Annotated in this window: 14 protein-coding genes and 5 tRNA genes; 18 read left to right on the top strand and 1 reads right to left on the bottom strand. The window is 41.4% G+C overall.

Going from position 1 to position 17,746, the window contains the following annotated elements; translation table 11 throughout:
* Both QZ565_RS03325 and QZ565_RS03320 read left to right on the top strand, forming a co-directional pair.
* Window positions 1–914, top strand: a 914-nt coding sequence (locus tag QZ565_RS03325; protein WP_295525578.1) for an ABC transporter permease, incomplete at its 5' end; no start/stop codon positions are given.
* A gap of 2 nt (window positions 915–916) precedes the next feature.
* Window positions 917–1,873: an ABC transporter permease gene (locus QZ565_RS03320; RefSeq protein WP_295525575.1), complete on the top strand. Its 957-nt coding sequence runs from the start codon at window positions 917–919 to the stop codon at window positions 1,871–1,873.
* A gap of 38 nt (window positions 1,874–1,911) precedes the next feature.
* Here the strand turns inward: QZ565_RS03320 and plsY are convergent, their stop codons facing one another.
* The gene (gene plsY / locus QZ565_RS03315; RefSeq protein WP_295525572.1) at window positions 1,912–2,553 is read right to left on the bottom strand and encodes a glycerol-3-phosphate 1-O-acyltransferase PlsY; all 642 of its coding nucleotides are present in this window, start codon (window positions 2,551–2,553) and stop codon (window positions 1,912–1,914) included.
* Window positions 2,554–2,688: 135 nt separating this feature from the next.
* On the opposite strand from plsY, the gene parE reads away from it, so the two are divergent.
* From parE to QZ565_RS03235, 16 genes are all read left to right on the top strand, one after another.
* Window positions 2,689–4,632 carry a DNA topoisomerase IV subunit B gene (parE, locus tag QZ565_RS03310; protein WP_295525569.1) on the top strand — a complete coding sequence of 648 codons (1,944 nt, stop codon included), beginning with the start codon at window positions 2,689–2,691 and terminating at the stop codon, window positions 4,630–4,632.
* 27 nt (window positions 4,633–4,659) lie between these two features.
* On the top strand, window positions 4,660–5,493 hold the full coding sequence (locus QZ565_RS03305; RefSeq protein WP_295525566.1) for an aminoglycoside 6-adenylyltransferase: 834 nt from the start codon (window positions 4,660–4,662) through the stop codon (window positions 5,491–5,493).
* Complete coding sequence (locus tag QZ565_RS03300; protein WP_295525563.1) at window positions 5,474–6,208, top strand: type II CAAX endopeptidase family protein; 735 nt, start codon at window positions 5,474–5,476, stop codon at window positions 6,206–6,208. The genes QZ565_RS03305 and QZ565_RS03300 overlap by 20 nt, the downstream gene beginning before the upstream one ends.
* Before the next feature lie 51 nt (window positions 6,209–6,259).
* On the top strand, window positions 6,260–8,731 hold the full coding sequence (gene parC, locus QZ565_RS03295) for a DNA topoisomerase IV subunit A (RefSeq protein ID WP_295525560.1): 2,472 nt from the start codon (window positions 6,260–6,262) through the stop codon (window positions 8,729–8,731).
* Between the two features lie 134 nt (window positions 8,732–8,865).
* Complete coding sequence (locus QZ565_RS03290; RefSeq protein WP_295525557.1) at window positions 8,866–9,888, top strand: branched-chain amino acid aminotransferase; 1,023 nt, start codon at window positions 8,866–8,868, stop codon at window positions 9,886–9,888.
* Window positions 9,889–9,910: 22 nt separating this feature from the next.
* A complete protein-coding gene (locus tag QZ565_RS03285; protein ID WP_295525554.1) occupies window positions 9,911–11,878 on the top strand; it encodes a peptide ABC transporter substrate-binding protein in 1,968 nt (655 codons plus the stop codon).
* 99 nt (window positions 11,879–11,977) lie between these two features.
* Complete coding sequence (locus tag QZ565_RS03280; protein WP_000037113.1) at window positions 11,978–12,208, top strand: DUF2969 domain-containing protein; 231 nt, start codon at window positions 11,978–11,980, stop codon at window positions 12,206–12,208.
* A gap of 49 nt (window positions 12,209–12,257) precedes the next feature.
* Window positions 12,258–12,338: transfer RNA gene (locus QZ565_RS03275), tRNA-Tyr, on the top strand.
* A gap of 11 nt (window positions 12,339–12,349) precedes the next feature.
* A tRNA-Trp gene (locus QZ565_RS03270) sits at window positions 12,350–12,420 on the top strand.
* Between the two features lie 14 nt (window positions 12,421–12,434).
* Window positions 12,435–12,507 (top strand) — tRNA-His (locus QZ565_RS03265).
* A gap of 13 nt (window positions 12,508–12,520) precedes the next feature.
* Window positions 12,521–12,592: transfer RNA gene (locus tag QZ565_RS03260), tRNA-Gln, on the top strand.
* 9 nt (window positions 12,593–12,601) lie between these two features.
* A tRNA-Leu gene (locus QZ565_RS03255) sits at window positions 12,602–12,685 on the top strand.
* Between the two features lie 107 nt (window positions 12,686–12,792).
* Window positions 12,793–14,070, top strand: a complete 1,278-nt coding sequence (locus QZ565_RS03250; protein ID WP_295525530.1) for a gamma-glutamylcysteine synthetase — start codon at window positions 12,793–12,795, stop codon at window positions 14,068–14,070.
* 75 nt (window positions 14,071–14,145) lie between these two features.
* A complete protein-coding gene (gene thrC / locus QZ565_RS03245; RefSeq protein ID WP_295525528.1) occupies window positions 14,146–15,630 on the top strand; it encodes a threonine synthase in 1,485 nt (494 codons plus the stop codon).
* A gap of 60 nt (window positions 15,631–15,690) precedes the next feature.
* Window positions 15,691–16,971 (top strand): MATE family efflux transporter, encoded by a 1,281-nt coding sequence (locus QZ565_RS03240; RefSeq protein ID WP_295525525.1) that lies wholly within the window; start codon window positions 15,691–15,693, stop codon window positions 16,969–16,971.
* Between the two features lie 3 nt (window positions 16,972–16,974).
* On the top strand, window positions 16,975–17,595 hold the full coding sequence (locus tag QZ565_RS03235) for an HAD family hydrolase (RefSeq protein WP_295525522.1): 621 nt from the start codon (window positions 16,975–16,977) through the stop codon (window positions 17,593–17,595).
* Window positions 17,596–17,746: the final 151 nt, after the last annotated feature.

The raw sequence follows: 17,746 nt of genomic DNA, 5'->3' as shown, positions 1-17,746 counted from the left end.
GTGGGATTGGAGAAATCTTCCGTGCTATGGGGCCTTTGGTCTTGATTGGTCTTGGCTTTGCTGTTGCCAGTCGTGCTGGTTTCTTTAACGTCGGACTTCCTGGTCAGGCTTTAGCAGGTTGGATTCTCAGTGGTTGGTTTGCCCTGTTGCATCCAGATATGCCACGTCCCTTGATGATTCTAGCAACTATCGTGATTGCCCTGATTGCTGGTGGAATTGTCGGCGCGATTCCGGGTATTCTGAGAGCCTATCTAGGGACGTCAGAGGTCATTGTGACCATCATGATGAACTACATTGTATTGTATGTAGGAAATGCCTTTATCCATGCCTTCCCTAAAGACTTTATGCAAAGTACAGATTCGACCATTCGTGTTGGGGCTAATGCAACCTATCAGACACCTTGGTTGTCTGAGTTGACTGGTAATTCGCGGATGAATATTGGTATTTTCTTTGCCATCATTGCCGTTGCAGTTATTTGGTTCATGCTCAAGAAAACAACTCTTGGTTTTGAAATCCGTGCTGTTGGTCTTAATCCACATGCTTCAGAATACGCTGGTATTTCTGCAAAACGAACGATTATCCTCTCAATGATTATTTCAGGTGCTTTGGCAGGTCTTGGTGGAGCTGTTGAAGGACTTGGAACCTTCCAGAACGTTTATGTTCAGGGGTCGTCATTAGCTGTCGGATTTAACGGGATGGCGGTTAGTCTGCTTGCAGCAAACTCACCAATTGGTATTCTCTTTGCAGCCTTCCTATTTGGTGTTCTCCAAGTTGGAGCTCCTGGTATGAATGCGGCGCAGGTACCGTCTGAGCTTGTCAGCATTGTAACAGCGTCTATTATCTTCTTTGTCAGTGTTCATTACCTTATCGAACGCTTTGTCAAGCCTAAAAAACAAGTTAAAGGAGGTAAGTAAAGATGTCTATTACAACCTTGCTCACCCTCTTGGTGTCTTCTATGCTGATTTATTCAGCACCCCTCATCTTTACAAGTATTGGTGGTGTTTTCTCTGAACGTGGTGGTGTGGTAAACGTCGGCCTTGAAGGAATTATGGTTATGGGAGCCTTCTCTGGAGTCGTCTTTAACCTTGAATTTGCAGAACAATTTGGCGCAGCAACTCCTTGGTTATCCTTGCTTGTGGCAGGATTAGTTGGTGGTCTCTTCTCTATCATCCACGCAGCTGCGACGGTTCATTTCCGTGCAGACCATGTTGTCAGCGGTACAGTATTGAACTTGATGGCGCCTGCCTTGGCTGTTTTCTTAGTGAAAGTTCTTTATAATAAAGGACAAACAGATAACTTAAGTCAGACTTTTGGACGCTTTGACTTCCCAGTCTTAGCAAATATCCCAGTGATTGGTGATATCTTCTTCAAGTCAACGAGTCTGCTAGGTTATATCGCGATTGCCTTCTCATTCTTTGCTTGGTTTATCCTCTTCAAGACTCGATTTGGTCTTCGCCTCCGCTCTGTCGGTGAACACCCACAAGCAGCGGACACTTTGGGAATCAATGTCTACAAGATGAGATATTTAGGGGTTATTATTTCAGGTTTCCTAGGTGGAATTGGCGGAGCGATTTATGCTCAATCCATCTCAGTTAACTTCTCAGTGACAACTATTGTTGGACCTGGATTTATCGCTCTTGCTGCGATGATCTTCGGAAAATGGAATCCAATCGGAGCCATGCTATCTAGTCTCTTCTTTGGGCTTTCACAAAGTTTGGCTGTTATCGGTTCTCAATTACCATTCCTACAAGGAGTGCCAACAGTTTATCTTCAAATCGCACCTTATGTTTTGACAATTCTTGTCTTGGCAGCCTTCTTTGGAAAAGCAGTCGCACCAAAAGCAGATGGTATCAACTATATCAAATCAAAATAAGCATACAAAAAAACGTCAGTTCTGTTCAAACTGGCGTTTTATTTTTTAGGATTTTGATGGGTTAAGTTCAGTCCCCAAGGGACAAGATTTTCAATTTTATTTTTGATACGTGTGATATTATCCTTATGCCGAATGATAATCAAGCTAGCAAGTGCTAGGATAATAGCGATGAAGAGAGGGTCATAGTTGCTCAGGATAAAACCAAAAAGTGGAAAGAGTAGAACTCCGATGACAGCCGCGATAGATGCTGTGACACTAGATAGTGAAATCATACTACCAAGATAGAGGGTTCCAAAGAAAACAACCGCAAGGTAGAGGCAGAAGATAGGCGCAAATCCGAAAATCACACCAGCACTGGTTGCGACAGCCTTACCACCCTTAAATCCTGCAAAGATAGGGAAGGTATGGCCGATTACAGCTAAAAGTCCAAAGATGAGAGGCGAAACGCCTTGTAAATGAAAAATAATTGGAAGAAGCGTTGCTAGAGTTCCTTTGAAAAAGTCAATCACAAAGGTTGCCATACCAGCTTTCTTGCCTAAAATGCGGAAAGTATTGGTCGTTCCAGTGTTACCAGAACCATGCTCGCGCAGATTGATTTGAAAGAATACTTGTCCAATCCATAGACCAGACGGAATCGAACCCAGCAGATAGGCTAGGATTAATAAAACTATTGTAATCATACTCCTATTATATCATGAAATGGAGAAGAAAGGCAGAGAATCTCTTCTGAAATTGTCACAGCGGAGAAAGAAAAATTTTGCAAAATCCTTAGAAAACCTGTAGAATAGTAAAGATGAACGAATAGGAGGTTCCTTGTGTCAAAAAAGGAAATCAATATTAACAATTATAATGATGATGCCATTCAGGTGCTAGAAGGGTTGGATGCGGTCCGTAAACGTCCAGGGATGTATATCGGATCGACTGATGGGGCAGGTCTCCACCACCTCGTCTGGGAAATCGTCGACAATGCAGTCGATGAGGCCTTGTCTGGATTTGGTGACCGTATTGATGTGACAATCAATAAAGATGGCAGTTTAACAGTTCAAGACCACGGACGTGGGATGCCGACTGGAATGCACGCTATGGGAATCCCAACAGTTGAGGTTATCTTTACCATTCTTCACGCCGGAGGGAAATTCGGTCAGGGTGGCTACAAGACATCTGGTGGTCTCCACGGGGTGGGTTCTTCCGTTGTTAACGCTCTTTCAAGTTGGCTAGAAGTTGAAATCACTCGCGATGGTGCAATCTACAAGCAACGTTTTGAAAATGGTGGAAAACCTGTCACGACTCTGAAGAAAATCGGTACAGCACCCAAGTCTAAAACAGGTACCAAGGTTACTTTTATGCCTGATGCGACGATCTTCTCTACGACAGATTTCAAGTACAATACCATCTCAGAGCGTCTTAATGAATCAGCCTTTCTCTTGAAAAATGTGACCTTGTCTTTGACGGACGAGCGAACAGATGAAGCGATCGAGTTTCACTATGAAAATGGGGTGCAGGACTTTGTTTCTTATCTTAACGAAGACAAGGAGACCTTAACGCCAGTTCTTTACTTTGAAGGAGAAGATAATGGTTTCCAAGTGGAAGTGGCTCTCCAGTACAATGATGGATTTTCAGATAACATTCTATCCTTTGTTAATAACGTTCGTACTAAAGACGGTGGAACGCATGAGACAGGACTCAAGTCTGCTATCACTAAGGTCATGAATGACTATGCGCGTAAGACAGGTCTTCTCAAGGAAAAAGATAAAAACCTTGAAGGGTCAGACTATCGTGAGGGACTAGCGGCCGTTCTTTCTATCTTGGTTCCAGAAGAACACCTCCAGTTTGAAGGTCAGACCAAGGACAAACTAGGAAGTCCACTTGCTCGTCCCGTTGTGGATGGCATTGTGGCGGATAAGTTGACCTTCTTCCTTATGGAAAATGGGGAATTGGCTTCTAATCTCATTCGCAAGGCTATCAAGGCCCGTGACGCTCGTGAAGCGGCACGTAAGGCGCGTGATGAGAGCCGAAATGGTAAGAAAAATAAAAAAGACAAGGGCCTGTTGTCAGGGAAATTAACACCTGCCCAGTCCAAGAATCCAGCTAAGAATGAACTCTATCTAGTCGAGGGGGATTCTGCCGGTGGTTCTGCCAAGCAAGGTCGTGACCGCAAGTTCCAAGCTATCTTGCCTCTTCGTGGTAAGGTTATCAACACAGCCAAGGCCAAGATGGCGGATATCCTTAAAAATGAGGAAATCAACACCATGATTTATACCATTGGTGCGGGTGTCGGAGCAGACTTCTCCCTTGAAGATGCCAACTATGACAAGATCATTATCATGACCGATGCGGATACAGACGGTGCCCACATTCAGACTTTACTCTTGACATTTTTCTACCGCTACATGCGTCCGCTAGTTGAGGCAGGTCATGTCTATATCGCCCTTCCGCCTCTTTACAAGATGTCCAAAGGTAAGGGTAAGAAAGAAGAAGTAGCCTATGCTTGGACGGACGGAGAACTAGAAGAACTCCGCAAACAGTTTGGTAAAGGTGCTACACTCCAACGTTATAAAGGTCTTGGTGAGATGAATGCGGACCAGCTCTGGGAAACAACTATGAACCCAGAAACGCGTACCCTTATCCGTGTCACTATCGAAGACCTAGCACGCGCAGAACGCCGCGTCAATGTCCTCATGGGTGACAAGGTCGAACCACGCCGTAAGTGGATTGAGGATAATGTCAAGTTTACGCTGGAAGAAGCGACAGTGTTTTAAGTCACTTTTTAATGAATGGGTATCAACATGAGAGCTGAAACAGAAATGCTAGATCTGATTTTACAGACTGCTAAAATTTTACAAGTCAAAGCTGTCGCCATGTCTGGTTCGCGAGCTTGTCCCAAAGCTCCAAAAGATGAATTTCAAGACTATGATGTGGTCTATATTGTGGATGATTTTGATAATCTGACGAGTGACCTTTCTTGGTTGAATCAGTTTGGGAAACGCATTATTGAGCAAGAAGTCAGTCTTGGTAATCGTTGTCTTTATCTCATGCTTTTTGAAGATGGAAATCGTATCGATTTGACTCTTTGCCCTAAAGAACATATTCAAGAGTGGGTGGATAGTGAAGCTGGATTTACTGTTTTAGAAGACGAGAAGGGCTTGTTTGAGTCATATTCTCCCAGTCCAAAGCGTTTCTGGATACATCTAACTACTGAGACAGATTTTAAAAATTCCTGTAATGAATTTTGGTGGGTGTCAGCCTACGTAGTCAAAGGAATCTGTCGCAAGCAAATCATATATGCGACCGACCATCTCTACGGTATTTGTCAGCAAGAGTTGTTAAAAGTCTTAGCTTGGCAGGTAGCAAGTGATAAGGAAACAGTAGACGTCGGCAAGAGTTATAAATATCTCTTTAATTATTTACCAACTGAGAAAGAAAAGGAATTCTCAGATTTGCTTGATTTTTCAAGTATAGAAAAACTCACCCAATCTTTGTACGCTACAATGAAATTTTTCCACAGAGAGGCTCAGTCCCTTGCTCAAAAAATGGGATTTGACTACGATAAGGAAGTTGCGGAGAGGATGGTTGAGTATGCTGAGGAGAGACTCGAAACAAATGAAACATTTACAAAATAATAAGATAACAAAATTTTTACTGATTAGTTTTCTCATTTCTTGGGGATTTGGTTGGGGATTACTCGCTTTTCTGACGCAAATGAGCCTCTTAAGTCTAACAAGTCCACTAGGAGTTTTTCTCCATTTACTAGGAGGTTTCGGTCCAACCATTGCAGCCATTTCTTGTTTTCCTCAAAAATCCATTAAAAGCATAGTCTCTTTTATCTTAGGGGACTCAAAGAAACATATTTTGTTATTTCTTTTACTAATTTTCGTGCAGACAGGTGTCATTGCTTTCTCATCTACGGAGCTTAATACGGCTTTTCCACTAGGAAATTTGTTTGTTGTTTTTTTGAGTGCAGTCTGTGTTTATGGTGGCGAAGAAGAATTGGGATGGCGAGGCATCTTGCAACCAATTTTGGAAACTAGATTCTCCTTTTGGATTTCCGGTTTGATAACAGGTTGTATTTGGGCAATATGGCATGTACCTTTATGGTTTGTGATTGGAAGTTCCCAAAGTGGGATGCCTTTTATATTATTCAGTCTATTTGCAATTTATCTCAGTATTCTTCTAGCAGCTCTTTTCAAAAAGACTAAGTCGGTCCTTTTTTGCGCCATTTTTCACGGCCTAATTAATACCCTACTTAGCTTATTTGTTATTAAAATTAATCTTTTGTTCATTCTAGGATTAGTAGGATTGCTCTTCTTTTCTCACTACCTACAAAGAAACAGTTAAATTTAAAAATATAGATTTACTTTACAATAAAACACTAAAAAGAGAATTATTATGTCTAACATTCAGAACATGTCCCTTGAGGACATCATGGGAGAGCGCTTTGGTCGCTACTCTAAGTATATTATTCAAGACCGGGCTTTGCCAGACATTCGTGATGGCTTGAAGCCGGTTCAGCGTCGTATCCTTTATTCTATGAATAAAGATGGCAATACCTTTGACAAGAGCTATCGTAAGTCGGCTAAGTCTGTCGGTAATATCATGGGGAATTTCCACCCACACGGTGACAGTTCTATCTATGATGCCATGGTCCGTATGTCTCAGGACTGGAAGAACCGTGAGATTCTAGTCGAAATGCACGGTAATAACGGTTCTATGGACGGAGATCCGCCTGCGGCTATGCGTTATACTGAGGCGCGTTTGTCTGAGATTGCGGGTTATCTTCTTCAGGATATCGAGAAAAAGACCGTTCCTTTTGCTTGGAACTTTGACGATACCGAGAAAGAGCCGACAGTCTTGCCAGCAGCCTTTCCAAACCTTTTGGTTAATGGTTCGACTGGTATTTCGGCTGGTTATGCCACAGATATTCCACCTCATAATTTGGCTGAGGTCATTGATGCGGCGGTTTACATGATTGATCATCCAACTGCCAAGGTGGACAAACTCATGGAATTCTTACCTGGACCAGACTTCCCGACTGGAGGGATTATCCAGGGTCGTGATGAAATCAAGAAGGCCTATGAAACTGGGAAAGGGCGCGTGGTTGTTCGTTCCAAGACTGAGATTGAAAAGCTAAAAGGTGGTAAGGAACAAATCGTTGTCACTGAGATTCCTTATGAAATCAACAAGGCCAATCTAGTCAAGAAGATTGATGATGTTCGTGTCAATAATAAGGTAGCAGGTATTGCTGAGGTTCGCGATGAGTCTGACCGTGACGGTCTTCGTATCGCTATTGAACTTAAGAAAGACGCTAATACAGAGCTCGTTCTCAACTATCTTTTCAAGTACACTGACTTGCAAATCAACTACAACTTCAACATGGTAGCGATTGACAATTTCACCCCTCGTCAGGTTGGAATTGTGCCTATATTGTCTAGCTATATTGCCCACCGTCGTGAAGTAATTTTGGCGCGTTCACGCTTTGACAAGGAAAAGACTGAGAAACGTCTCCATATCGTCGAAGGTTTGATTCGTGTAATTTCGATTTTGGACGAAGTCATTGCCCTTATCCGTGCTTCTGAGAATAAAGCTGATGCCAAGGAAAACCTCAAGGTCAGCTATGATTTTACAGAAGAGCAGGCTGAGGCCATTGTTACCTTGCAACTTTACCGTTTGACCAATACCGATGTGGTTGTCTTACAGGAAGAAGAAGCAGAACTTCGTGAAAAGATTGCCATGCTTGCTGCTATTATTGGTGATGAACGGACGATGTACAATCTCATGAAGAAAGAACTTCGTGAGGTTAAGAAGAAATTTGCGACTCCGCGTTTGAGTTCTTTAGAAGACACTGCAAAAGTAATCGAGATTGATACAGCTAGTCTGATTGCTGAGGAAGATACCTACGTCAGCGTGACCAAGGCCGGTTACATCAAGCGTACTAGTCCACGTTCCTTTGCAGCTTCCACTCTGGAAGAAATTGGCAAACGTGATGATGATCGTTTGATCTTTGTACAAGCTGCTAAGACCACCCAGCACCTTTTGATGTTCACAAGTCTTGGAAATGTCATCTATCGACCAATCCATGAATTAGCAGATATTCGCTGGAAGGACATCGGAGAGCATCTAAGCCAAACCATCACAAACTTTGAAACGAACGAAGAAATCCTTTATGTGGAAGTCGTGGATCAGTTTGATGATGCGACAACCTACTTTGCTGCGACTCGTCTTGGTCAAATCAAGCGTGTCGAGCGAAAAGAGTTCACTCCATGGCGGACCTATAAATCTAAGTCTGCCAAGTATGCTAAGCTCAAAGACGAGACAGACCAGATTGTGGCAGTGACTCCGATTAAACTAGACGATGTTCTCTTGATTAGTCAAAACGGTTATGCCCTGCGTTTCAATATCGAAGAGGTACCAGTTGTCGGTGCTAAGGCTGCAGGTGTCAAAGCTATGAACCTGAAAGCAGATGATGTCCTCCAATCCGCCTTTATCTGTAACACCTCATCATTCTATCTCTTGACCCAACGTGGAAGTTTGAAACGTGTTTCTATTGACGAAATTTCGGCAACCAGCCGTGCCAAACGTGGCTTACAAGTCTTGCGTGAGTTGAAAAACAAACCGCATCGTGTCTTCTTGGCAGGAGCAGTTGCAGAACAAGGCTTTATTGGTGATCTCTTCAGCACAGATGTGGAAGAGAACGACCAAACTCTGCTTGTTCAATCAAACAAAGGAACAATCTATGAAAGCCGATTGCAAGACTTGAACTTGTCAGAACGCACTAGCAACGGAAGCTTCATTTCTGATACTATTTCAGATGAAGAAGTTTTTGACGCTTATCTTAAAGAAGTATTTACAGAAGTCAAATAAGTGAAATGAAGAATCAGTTCTAAGAGCTGGTTCTTTTTATTGAAGAAATTTTCTGAAAATTACAAAATATGCTTGCTATTTTAGAAAAATAGTGTAGAATAAAAGAAATAGGTTTTTAGAATAAGGAGTGGAATATGACAGTAACGATTGATTGGGAAAATCTCGGCTTTTCCTATATGAAATTACCTTATCGCTATATTGCTCATTTTAAAAATGGACAATGGAATCAAGGAGAACTTACAGAGGATGCAACTTTGCATATTTCAGAGTCTTCTCCAAGTCTTCACTATGGCCAACAAGCATTTGAAGGTTTGAAAGCTTATCGTACTAAGGATGGTAGTGTTCAACTTTTCCGTCCTGACGAAAATGCCAAACGCCTGCAACGTACTTGTGATCGTCTCTTGATGCCACAAGTTTCGACAGATATGTTTGTAGAAGCTTGTAAGGCAGTTGTCCGCGCGAATGAAGAATACGTACCACCATATGGAACAGGTGGAACCCTTTATCTTCGTCCCCTTTTGATTGGTGTTGGAGATATTATCGGGGTAAAACCAGCAGAGGAATACATTTTCACCATCTTTGCTATGCCAGTTGGTAATTACTTTAAGGGTGGTTTGGTCCCAACTAACTTCTTGATTCAGGATGAATACGACCGTGCCGCTCCAAATGGTACAGGTGCGGCTAAGGTTGGTGGGAACTATGCTGCCAGTCTCTTGCCAGGGAAATTGGCTAAAACACGCCATTTCTCAGATGTTATCTACCTAGACCCATCAACTCATACAAAGATTGAAGAAGTCGGTTCAGCTAATTTCTTTGGAATTACAGCTGATAATGAATTTGTAACACCATTGAGTCCATCTATCTTGCCATCTATTACTAAGTATTCTTTACTTTATTTGGCAGAACACCGCTTGGGCTTGACTCCTATTGAGGGTGATGTCCCAATTGATAACCTGGATCGTTTTGTAGAGGCAGGTGCCTGTGGTACGGCAGCAGTTATTTCACCAATTGGTGGAATTCAGCACGGTGATGATTTCCATGTATTCTATAGTGAAACAGAAGTTGGTCCTGTGACTCGTAAACTCTATGATGAATTGACAGGTATTCAGTTTGGTGATATTGAAGCGCCAGAAGGTTGGATTGTAAAAGTAGATTAAAATAAACAAAAGGAGATTTTTTATGAAATCGAAAAAGTGGCTCTTAACAGCAGGAGTGGTCCTGGGCACAACAGCTCTTTTAGTAGCTTGTGGAAAAGCTGATAAAGAAGCAGATGCACCGACAACATTTTCATATGTCTATGCAGTAGATCCAGCATCTCTGGACTATAGTATAGCGACTCGTACATCTACAACAGATGTCATCGGGAACGTGGTTGATGGTTTGATGGAAAACGACCAATATGGAAATGTTATTCCTTCCTTGGCTGAAGATTGGTCTGTGTCAAAAGATGGTTTGACTTATACCTATAAACTTCGTAAAGGAGTTAAATGGTACACTTCTGAAGGTGAAGAATATGCAGAAGTAACAGCCCATGACTTTGTGACAGGATTGAAACACGTAGCTGACGGTAAGTCAGACGGTGTCTCTCTCATCCAAAATTCAATCAAGGGCTTGGATGCCTACATGACTGGTGAAACCAACGATTTCTCTACAGTTGGTGTCAAGGCCTTGGATGATTACACAGTCGAATATACCCTAAACAAACCAGAAAGCTTCTGGAACTCTAAAGTCACAACAGCAACTATGTTGCCTGTAAATGAAGAGTTTTTGAAGGCATCAGGTAAAGATTATGGAGCGGTTACTCCAGCAGGGATTCTCTACAATGGTCCTTATATCTTGAAGACCTTGACTTCTAAATCGTTGATCGAATATGAGAAAAATCCAAACTACTGGGATAAAGAAAAGGTAAAAATTGAGAAGATTAAATTGACCTACTACGATGGTTCTGATCAGGAATCTTTGATTCGTAGCTTCTCTTCAGGTGCCTATACGACAGCTCGTCTCTTCCCAAGTAGCTCAAACTTTGCTTCAACTTTGGAACAATACGGAGATAAAATTACTTATAGCCCACAGGACTCAAGTAGTTATTACTTCACCTTTAACGTGAATCGTCAGTCATACAATAAAACTGCGAAAACGAGTGAAGAGCAAAAGACTTCTACTAAAGAAGCTATGCTTAATAAGGACTTCCGTCAGGCTATTAACTTTGCCTTCAACCGCCATTCTTATGCTGCCCAGCTAAATGGTGAAGATGGTGCGGATAAGATCATTCGTAATAGTCTCGTTCCTGACAACTTTGTACAAGCAGGTGGTAAGAACTTTGGACAAATCGCCCAAGCAGAGTTGGTGAACTATGGTGACCAGTGGAAAGGTGTTGAGCTAGTTGACGGTAAGGATTCTATCTACAACCCTGACAAGGCTAAAGCTGCGTTCGAAAAAGCTAAGAAAGACTTGGAATCTAAAGGAGTAACCTTCCCAATTCACCTTGATGTCCCAGTTGAACAAACAGATACCATCGCCGTTCAACAAAGTAACTCTTTCAAACAGTCTATCGAATCAACTCTTGGTGCTGAAAATGTTGTCATTGATGTTCTTCAAATGACAGATAATGAAAAGGAAACAATCACTTCTCAAGCGCGTGTTCCTTCTCAAAAAGACTATGATTTGAACAGTACAGGATGGGCTCCAAGTTATCAGGACCCAGCATCTTACTTGAATATCATGGATCCTAAATCAGGTTCTGCTATGAAACACCTTGGTATCACTAAAGGAAAAGATAAGGATGTTGTAGCGAAACTTGGTTTGGACCAATATAAGAAATTATTGGATGATGCAGATTCAGAAACTACAAATCTTGAAGAACGCTATGAAAAATATGCCAAGGCTCAAGCTTGGTTGACAGATAGTTCATTATTGATGCCAACAGCCTCATCTGGTGGTTCTCCGGTTGTAAGTAATGTAGTGCCATTCTCAAAACCATACTCACAAGTTGGTATTAAGGGTGACCCATATATCTTTAAAGGAATGAAATTGCAAAAAGATATCGTTACTACAAAAGAATATGAAGAAGCACTGAAAAAATGGCAAAAAGAAAAATTGGAATCAAACGGTAAGTACCAAAAAGAACTAGAAAAACACATTAAATAAAGCAGAAAAACTCTATATCAGACTTGGAATGATATAGAGTTTTTTCTTGCTAGTTTTAGGATTTTCTTGTAAAATAGAAAAAGTGAAGAGAGGTATGAAATGAGCAAGAAAGATAAAAAAATTGAAATTCAAGTAGCAGATGCCAAAGTTAATGTTGGTAAAGACAGTTTTGAAGGTTATACATTGACAATCGGTAAAAAAGTTATCGGAGAAATTGCCGAATTAGACGGACAATTTGCCATCATAAAGAATGGGAATGTCGATAGTTTTTATAAAAAATTGGAAAAAGCTGTGGAAATTTTGATTGAAAATTATAATTTAGCAAAATAAGTCTTGTTTTTTTGAAATTTTCATGATATAATAGTCCATGTTGATTGTAGGAGAGATAGCGAAGAGGCTAAACGCGGCGGACTGTAAATCCGCTCCTTCGGGTTCGGGGGTTCGAATCCCTCCCCTTCCATTATTTTAGTTACGGGCATAGTTTAAAGGTAGAACTAAGGTCTCCAAAACCTTCAGTGTGGGTTCAATTCCTACTGCCCGTGTTAATATGATTATGGCGGGTGTGGTGAAGTGGTTAACACACCAGATTGTGGCTCTGGCATGCGTGGGTTCGATCCCCATCACTCGCCTATTTTATATTATTGGGGTATAGCCAAGCGGTAAGGCAAGGGACTTTGACTCCCTCATGCGTTGGTTCGAATCCAGCTACCCCAGTTACTATTTGCCGGCGTGGCGGAATTGGCAGACGCGCTGGACTCAAAATCCAGTGTCCGCAAGGACGTGCCGGTTCGACCCCGGCCGCCGGTATAGTATAGAGTTAAGGAACGTTGTAAATCTTCGTTCCTTTTTTATATAATTTTTGGTATAATAGTAGTTATTCAAATTTTATCTAGATTATGAAAGTGTAGGGAAGTATGTCTCGTTCTATCGATTTATTAAAACATCGGTATTTGAAAAATATTAAAGAAAATCCTGAATTGTTTGTCGGGATTGAGCTGGAATATCCTGTTACAAATTTAGAAGGGGATGCTACAGATGTTGAAGTTATCAAGCACTTATTCCGATATTTAGTTTCTGATTTGCATTTAACTGTAGAAAAGGTTGATCATTTTGGAAATCCTATTCAGTTAGTGGATCCAGTAAGTCAGGATGCTATTTTATTTGAAGTTTCCTATACTACAATTGAGTTTGCATTTGGTAAGGCTGAAACGATACAAGAGGTTGAAGAACGTTTTAGTATTTATATGGAAGCAATCCAGAAGAAGTTAGCTGAATCAAATCATGCTATTGTTGGCTGTGGTATTCATCCCAACTGGGATAAAAATGAGAATTGTCCAGTTGCTTACCCACGCTATCAGATGTTGATGGACTATTTGAATTTGAGTAGAAATGTGATTAAATCAGACTTACATCAATTCCCTGAATATGGTGCTTTTATCTGTGGGAGTCAGGTTCAGTTGGATGTTTCAAAATCCAACTACTTACGGGTGATTAATGCTTTTACTCAAATTGAAGTGGCTAAGGCTTATTTATTTTCGAACTCTGAATTTTCGGGTGCGGATTGGGATACGAAAATTTCAAGGGATATTTTCTGGGAAGAATCCATGCATGGTATCTATACAGAGAATGTTGGGGTTAATGCTAGACTCTTTAATGATGAAGCTGATTTTTTTGACTATCTAGATCATTCTGCAATTTTTACTGCGGAACGTGATGAGCAGACCTATTATTTTTATCCTATTCAGGCTGGGGACTATTTATCTACACCTGAAATCCAGGCTTTTGCTCTGAATGGGGATGAGGTTATTATTTACCCCCAAGAGAAGGATTTTGAAACCCATCGTAGTTATCAGTACCAAGACTTAACGACTCGAGGAACGGTCGAGTTTCGTAGTGTGTGTACACAGCCACTTGATAGGACATTTACTTCAGCAGCCTTTCACTTAGGATTGTTGGTTAATTTAGACAAACTTGAATCTTACTTAGAAATAGTACCTTTCTTTAAAGAATTTGGGCGAAATTATAAGTTTTTAAGACGACAATTTTCTAAGAAGAAGCTTACAGATGAGGAGAAAACTGCGATTATAGAGTTTTCAAAAGACTTACTCTTGCTAGCTGAGGAAGGACTGAAGATGAGAAATAAACAAGAAATGATTTATTTAGAGCCTTTGAAAGAAGAATTGGGATTATAATTTTTCTTATAAAGGGAGAATTTTCTGAAAAATCATGATATAATGGAAGAGACTATAGATAAAGGATAGAGAGTAATGACATTAGTTTATCAATCAACGCGTGATGCCAATAATACAGTAACTGCCAGTCAAGCAATTTTGCAAGGTTTGGCAACGGACGGTGGTTTGTTTACACCCGTCACTTATCCAAAGGTAGATTTGGACTTTGACAAATTGAAAGATGCTTCTTATCAGGAAGTTGCTAAGTTAGTTTTGTCAGCTTTTTTAGATGATTTTACAGCCGAGGAGTTGGACTACTGTATCAACAATGCCTACGATAGCAAGTTTGATACTCCAGCTATCGCACCATTAGTGAAATTAGACGGCCAATACAACTTGGAACTCTTCCATGGTTCAACGATTGCCTTCAAGGATATGGCCTTGTCTATCTTGCCATACTTTATGACGACTGCTGCTAAGAAACATGGCTTGGAGAACAAGATTGTCATTTTGACAGCCACATCTGGTGATACTGGGAAAGCTGCTATGGCAGGGTTTGCGGATGTGCCTGGAACTGAGATTATCGTCTTTTATCCAAAGGATGGTGTCAGCAAGGTACAAGAGTTGCAAATGACCACTCAGACTGGCGACAATACTCATGTTATCGCCATTGACGGTAACTTTGACGATGCGCAAACCAATGTGAAACATATGTTTAATGATGTGGCTCTCCGTGAAAAATTAGCTGCCAACAAGTTGCAATTTTCATCAGCTAACTCTATGAACATTGGTCGTTTGGTACCACAGATTGTTTATTATGTTTATGCTTACGGTCAGTTGGTTAAGGCTGGTGAAATTGTGGCTGGTGATAAGGTCAACTTCACAGTACCAACAGGAAACTTTGGAAATATCTTGGCTGCCTTTTATGCTAAACAAATTGGTCTGCCAGTTGGCAAATTAATCTGTGCTTCAAATGACAACAATGTTTTGACAGACTTCTTTAAGACACGTGTTTACGACAAGAAACGTGAGTTTAAGGTAACGACTAGTCCATCTATGGATATCTTGGTATCTTCAAACTTGGAGCGTTTGATTTTCCATCTTTTGAGGAACGATGCGGTTAAGACAGCTGAACTCATGAATGCCTTGAGTACACAAGGACAATATGAATTGACAGACTTTGATGCTGAGATTCTGGAACTCTTTGAAGCTGAATATGCGACTGAGGAAGAAACTGCGGCAGAAATTAAACGTGTTTATGATACAGATGCCTATATCGAGGATCCACATACGGCGGTTGCCTCAGCTGTTTATAGAAAATACCAAGCGGCTACCGGCGATGCGACTAAGACAGTGATTGCTTCAACAGCTAGTCCATATAAGTTCCCAGTGGTTGCAGTTGAAGCTGTAACAGGGAAATCAGGTCTGACAGATTTTGAAGCCTTGGCTCAATTACATGAAATCTCAGGTGTTGCAGTACCACCAGCAGTTGATGGGCTTGAAACAGCTCCAGTTCGTCACAAGACAACCGTGGCAGCTGCTGATATGCAAGCAGCGGTTGAGGCTTATCTAGAACTTTAAGACAGAGGAAGTAAACTCGGTTGGGAAACCAACTGAGTTTCTTTTCATCAGGAGGAGAGATTGTTTAAGAAAAATAAAGAGATTCTTAATATTGCATTGCCAGCTATGGGTGAAAACTTTTTGCAGATGCTCATGGAAATGGTGGACAGTTATTTGGTTGCTCATTTAGGATTGATAGCTATTTCAGGTGTATCAGTCGCTGGTAATATCATCACCATTTATCAGGCAATTTTCATTGCTCTTGGGGCAGCTATTTCTAGTGTTATTTCAAAAAGTATTGGGCAGAAGGATCAGTCTAAGCTAGCCTATCATGTGACTGAGGCGTTAAAAATTACTTTACTATTAAGTTTCATTTTAGGAGCTTTGTCTATCTTCGCTGGGCAAGAGATGATTGGACTCTTGGGAACGGAGAGAGATGTAGCTGAGAGTGGCGGACTCTATCTATCCTTGGTAGGCGGATCGATTGTTCTTTTGGGATTGATGACGAGTCTGGGTGCTTTGATTCGTGCAACGCATAATCCGCGTTTGCCCCTCTATGTGAGTCTCTTATCCAATGCCTTGAATATTCTCTTTTCCAGTCTAGCTATTTTTGTACTGAATATGGGGATAGCGGGTGTTGCTTGGGGGACTATTCTGTCTCGTTTGGTTGGTCTTGTGATTCTGTGGTCACAATTAAAACTGCCTTATACGAAACCGACTTTTGGACTGGATAAAGATTTACTGACTTTGGCAATACCAGCAGCTGGAGAGCGGCTTATGATGAGGGCTGGAGATGTCGTTATCATTGCTTTGGTTGTGTCTTTTGGGACGGAGGCAGTGGCTGGAAATGCAATAGGGGAGGTTTTGACCCAGTTTAACTATATGCCTGCCTTTGGAGTTGCTACGGCAACGGTTATGTTGGTGGCCCGAGCAGTTGGAGAGAATAACTGGGAAAGAGTCGCTAGTTTGAGCAAGCAAACCTTTTGGCTTTCTCTGTTTCTCATGTTGCCCCTGACCTTCAGTATCTATGCCTTAGGAATACCACTGACTCATCTCTATACGATTGATACTCTGGCGGTGGAGGCTAGTGTGCTAGTGACACTGTTTTCACTACTTGGTACTCCCATGGCGACAGGGACAGTTATCTATACGGCTGTTTGGCAGGGGTTGGGGAATGCTCGGCTTCCTTTTTATGCAACAAGTATAGGAATGTGGTGTATCCGTATTGGGACAGCTTATCTGATGGGAATTGTTCTTGGTTGGGGTTTGCCTGGTATTTGGGCAGGAACTCTTTTGGATAATGGTTTTCGTTGGTTATTTCTACGCTACCGTTACCAGCGTTATATGAGCTTGAAAGGATAGGAAATGCAAAAAACAGCTTTTATTTGGGATTTAGACGGGACTTTATTGGACTCTTATGAAGCGATTTTATCTGGGATTGAGGAGACTTTTGCTCAGTTTTCTATTCCTTATGATAAGGAGAAAGTGAGAGAGTTTATCCTCAAGTATTCGGTGCAGAATTTGCTTGTGCAGGTGGCAGAAAAGAGAAAACTGGATGTGGAAGTGCTCAATCAGGTGCGTGCCCAGAGTTTGGCTGAAAAGAATGCTCAGGTAGCCTTGATGCCAGGTGCGCGTGAAGTGTTAGCTTGGGCAAAAGAAACAGGGATTCAGCAGTTTGTCTATACTCATAAGGGGGATAATGCTTTTGCCATTCTAAGAGACTTGGGGTTGGAATCCTATTTTACAGAGATTCTAACCAGTCAGAGTGGCTTTGCGCGGAAGCCAAGTCCAGAAGCGGCTACCTATCTGATAGACAAGTATCAGTTGGATCATGAGAAGACCTATTATATAGGGGATCGGACTTTGGATGTGGAATTTGCCCAGAATAGCGGGATTCAAAGTATCAACTTTTTAGAGTCGTCTTATGAAGAGAATCACAGGATTCAAGAACTAGCAGATATTACTCGTATTTTTGAGAGTAAGTAACGAGAAGATTGTGTCAGTTTTGTGACAGAGACCTAACAAACTATTTCAAGTAATCGAGTTTGTTACAATGAATAGACAGTTCTGTTAAATAGGCCCGTGAGGGCTTTTTTTCTGCATTTTTTGTGTTATGATAGACAGGCACTCCTTTGAC

Origin of the sequence: uncultured Streptococcus sp., from assembly GCF_915066115.1 — a bacterium.
In the GTDB taxonomy this organism is placed as follows: Bacteria; Bacillota; Bacilli; order Lactobacillales; family Streptococcaceae; genus Streptococcus.
Note: the sequence above shows the minus strand (reverse complement) of the source record. Positions and strands in the feature narration are given on the sequence as shown.